This window comes from Novosphingobium naphthalenivorans NBRC 102051 (assembly GCF_001590985.1).
Lineage (GTDB): Bacteria > Pseudomonadota > Alphaproteobacteria > Sphingomonadales > Sphingomonadaceae > Novosphingobium > Novosphingobium naphthalenivorans.
Map to the genome: position 1 here is coordinate 1 of NZ_BCTX01000167.1, position 3183 is coordinate 3183.

General features: G+C 67.5%; 2 protein-coding genes and 1 pseudogene. 2 read left to right on the plus strand and 1 reads right to left on the minus strand.

Annotated features, from left to right (window positions below; translation table 11 throughout):
* Positions 1-295 (minus strand): annotated as a pseudogene (locus NN5_RS26190) (GNAT family N-acetyltransferase); the annotation flags it as partial.
* Positions 296-334: 39 nt separating this feature from the next.
* On the opposite strand from NN5_RS26190, the gene NN5_RS24360 reads away from it, so the two are divergent.
* Both NN5_RS24360 and NN5_RS24365 read left to right on the plus strand, forming a co-directional pair.
* Complete coding sequence (locus tag NN5_RS24360; RefSeq protein WP_067739216.1) at positions 335-1861, plus strand: acyl-CoA ligase (AMP-forming), exosortase A system-associated; 1527 nt, start codon at positions 335-337, stop codon at positions 1859-1861.
* Positions 1858-3084 (plus strand): pyridoxal-dependent decarboxylase, exosortase A system-associated, encoded by a 1227-nt coding sequence (locus tag NN5_RS24365; RefSeq protein ID WP_067739220.1) that lies wholly within the window; start codon positions 1858-1860, stop codon positions 3082-3084. The genes NN5_RS24360 and NN5_RS24365 overlap by 4 nt, the downstream gene beginning before the upstream one ends.
* Positions 3085-3183: the final 99 nt, after the last annotated feature.

Consider the following 3183-nt stretch of genomic DNA (forward strand, 5'->3'; position numbering starts at 1 on the left):
GGGGCCCCGCTTCTGCGATCGCAGCGGAAGAAAGCGGGGCCCCCGCCTGCGCGGGGGTGACGGCGGTGTTTGGGGCTGCAGTGGCGTTGAGAGGCAGGGCCAGCGGCAGCACGGCGGTATTGTCCCCCTCGCGCGCGGCGGCCAGCATCGGGCGCAGTCCGCAATGCGCTTCCAGCATCTGCCACCAGGCCAGCCGGTCGAACGGGGCGTGCTGGCAGGCGTCGGACAACAGGGCCGCCAAGGGCCCGTCCGATTGCACTTCCTTAAGATCGGAGTGATATGCGATCTTTACCACGTTACCTGCCATACCCCCGGACGGAGCTTTCCCATTACGATGCGCGGCACTCTCGAAAATCCGATCCTGCCGCTCGACCATCTCGCGCTGCGCGGGAGGGACGATGCCGATGCGCTGGTGTTGCGCGAAGGTGTGGTTAGCTACCGAGAATTAAGATCGCGTGTCTCCCGGCTCGCCGCCTGGCTGGCGCGCGAAGTGCCCGAAAAGGGGGCGCGGGTCGCGAGCTGGGCGGCCAAGGGCGAGCTGACCTGCCTGATGCCGCTGGCCGCCGCGCGCGCCGGGCTGGTCCATGTGCCTGTCAATCCGCTGCTCAAGCACGCGCAAGTGGCGCATATCCTGGCCGACAGCGGCGCGGTCTTGCTGGCGGGCACGCCCGCCCGCCTCAAGACGCTGGAAGCGGGTGATGTTCCGCCTCCTTGCCGCGTGATCGAGGAAGCGCAGGCGCTGGCCGATGCCGCCGAACTGGGCGGGGAAATGGCCCCGTCGCGCGCCGATCCGAATGATCTGGCGGCGATTCTCTATACCAGCGGCTCGACCGGACGCCCCAAGGGGGTGATGCTCAGCCATGCCAACATGTGGCTGGGGGCGGAGAGCGTGGCGGACTATCTCGGCCTGGCGGAAGACGACCGCACGCTCGCGGTGCTGCCGTTCTCGTTCGATTATGGCCAGAACCAGCTGCTTTCGACATGGTACGCGGGCGGCTGCGTGGTGCCGCTCGACTACCTCATGCCGCGTGACGTCATGAAAGCGGTGGAGCGCCATGGCATCACCACGCTGGCCGCCGTCCCGCCGCTCTGGGTGCAGATCTGCGAACTGGACTGGCCGCCGGAGACGGCCGGCAAGCTGCGGCGGCTGACCAACAGCGGCGGCGCCCTGACCACCGATCTCGTGAAACGCCTGCGCGCGCTGTTCCCGCAGGCGCGCCTTTTTGCGATGTACGGCCTGACCGAAGCGTTCCGCTCGACCTATCTCGATCCCGCGCTGATCGATACCCATCCGACTTCGATGGGTAAGGCCATCCCCCATACAGAAATCCTTGTTATCAATGATTTGGGGGAAGTTTCTGAGGACGGGGAAGAAGGTGAGCTGGTCCATTGCGGGCCGCTGGTCGGGCAAGGGTACTGGCAGGACCCGGAGCGCACGGCCGAGCGCTACAAGCCCGCGCCCCAGGCTTCGGTCTATGGCGGCATTGCCGTCTGGTCGGGCGATCGGGTGCGGCGCGATGCGGACGGGTTGCTCTACTTCGCCGGACGGCGCGATGCGATGATCAAGAGCGCGGGCAACCGCATCAGCCCGCAGGAGATCGAGGAAGCGGCGCTGGCCACCGGCCTCGTGGCCGAAGCCGTGGCGCTGGGCGTGCCCGACGAAAGGCTGGGGCAGGCGGTCCACCTGATCGTCCGCGCCGCGCCGGGCACTTCAGGTGCGGAGGAAGAATTGCCGCGTAAGCTTATGCAGGATTTGCCGAATTTCATGCAGCCCAAAGTCATCCACTGGCGCGAGGCGATGCCGGTCGGCCCCAATGGCAAGATCGACCGCACCGGCCTTCAGGCGGAGCTCACGGCATGAAGCCGCTCGGTCCCATCCCCGCCGGGTACGCGGCGATCGACGGCGTTCTGGCGGTGGCCGGGCAACCGGTAACGCATTGGGTGGAAGAGGCCGGCGCAACGCCGCTGTTTCTCTACAGCGCGGATCATGTGCGCCGCCGGGTGGCGGACCTGCGCGCCGCGATGCCGGAGCGGCTGGCGCTGCATTACGCGATGAAGGCCAACCCGTTCCCGCCGCTGCTGGCCTTGATGGCGCAGCTTGTCGACGGGTTCGACATTGCCTCGGGCGGGGAGCTGGAGATTGCCGCCAGGGCCGGGGTTCCGCTGGCCAGGGTCAGCTTCGCCGGGCCGGGCAAGCGCGATGCGGAACTGGAAGCGGCGATCCGCGCCGGGGTGACGCTCAATCTCGAATCCGAAGGCGAGGCCGCGCGGGCGATTGCCATCGGCGAGCGTACCGGTGTGACGCCGCGCCTCGCGATCCGCGTCAATCCCGATTTCGATCTCAAGGGCTCGGGCATGAAGATGGGCGGCGGCGCCAAGCCGTTCGGCGTCGATGCCGAGCGGGTGCCGGCGCTGGTCCGCACGGTGATCGCCAGCGGGGCGGAATGGCGCGGGTTTCATATCTTCGCGGGCAGTCAGGCGCTCGACGGCGAAGCGATTGCCGAAACGCAGGCGCAGACACTGGCGCTGGCCGCGCGGCTGGCCGAAGAGAGCGGCGCGCCGCTGCCGCACTGCAATCTCGGCGGCGGACTGGGCATTCCCTATTTCCCCGGCGACACGCCGGTCGATCTTGCGCTGGTGGGCGAACGGCTGGCGGAGCAGTTCGCGCAATTGCCCGATGCGCTGGCGGAGACCGCGTTCTGCATCGAACTCGGCCGCTATCTGGTGGGTGAGGCCGGGGTCTATCTGGCCCGGATCATCGATCGCAAGGTCAGCCATGGCGAGGTTTTTCTCGTCACCGACGGCGGGCTGCATCACCAGCTCGCCGCTTCGGGCAATTTCGGCACGGTGGTGCGGCGCAATTATCCTTCGGCCATTGCCACGCGGTTTGGCGCGCCGGTGGAGGAAGAGGCCTCGATCGTCGGCTGCCTGTGCACGCCGCTTGACAAACTGGCGGAAAAGGGCGGTTTTCCGCGCGCCGATGTGGGCGATCTGGTGGCGGTGTTCTGCGCCGGGGCCTATGGCGCCAGTGCCAGCCCGGCGTCATTTCTGGGGCAAGGGCCGGCGGTAGAGTTGCTCGTCTGACACCACGTTCGTTGATGGGAACTTCTGAATCCCTCTCTCCTTCAGGGGAGAGGGTTGGGAGAGGGGGAAGCCAACAAGCCCCTCTCAACTTCGGCTAGG

Bases quoted from the DNA above. Each gene is read 5' to 3' on its own strand.
- NN5_RS24365 (WP_067739220.1), top strand. From the start codon at position 1,858: ATGAAGCCGCTCGGTCCCATCCCCGCCGGGTACGCGGCGATCGACGGC.
- NN5_RS24360 (WP_067739216.1), top strand. From the start codon at position 335: ATGCGCGGCACTCTCGAAAATCCGATCCTGCCGCTCGACCATCTCGCG.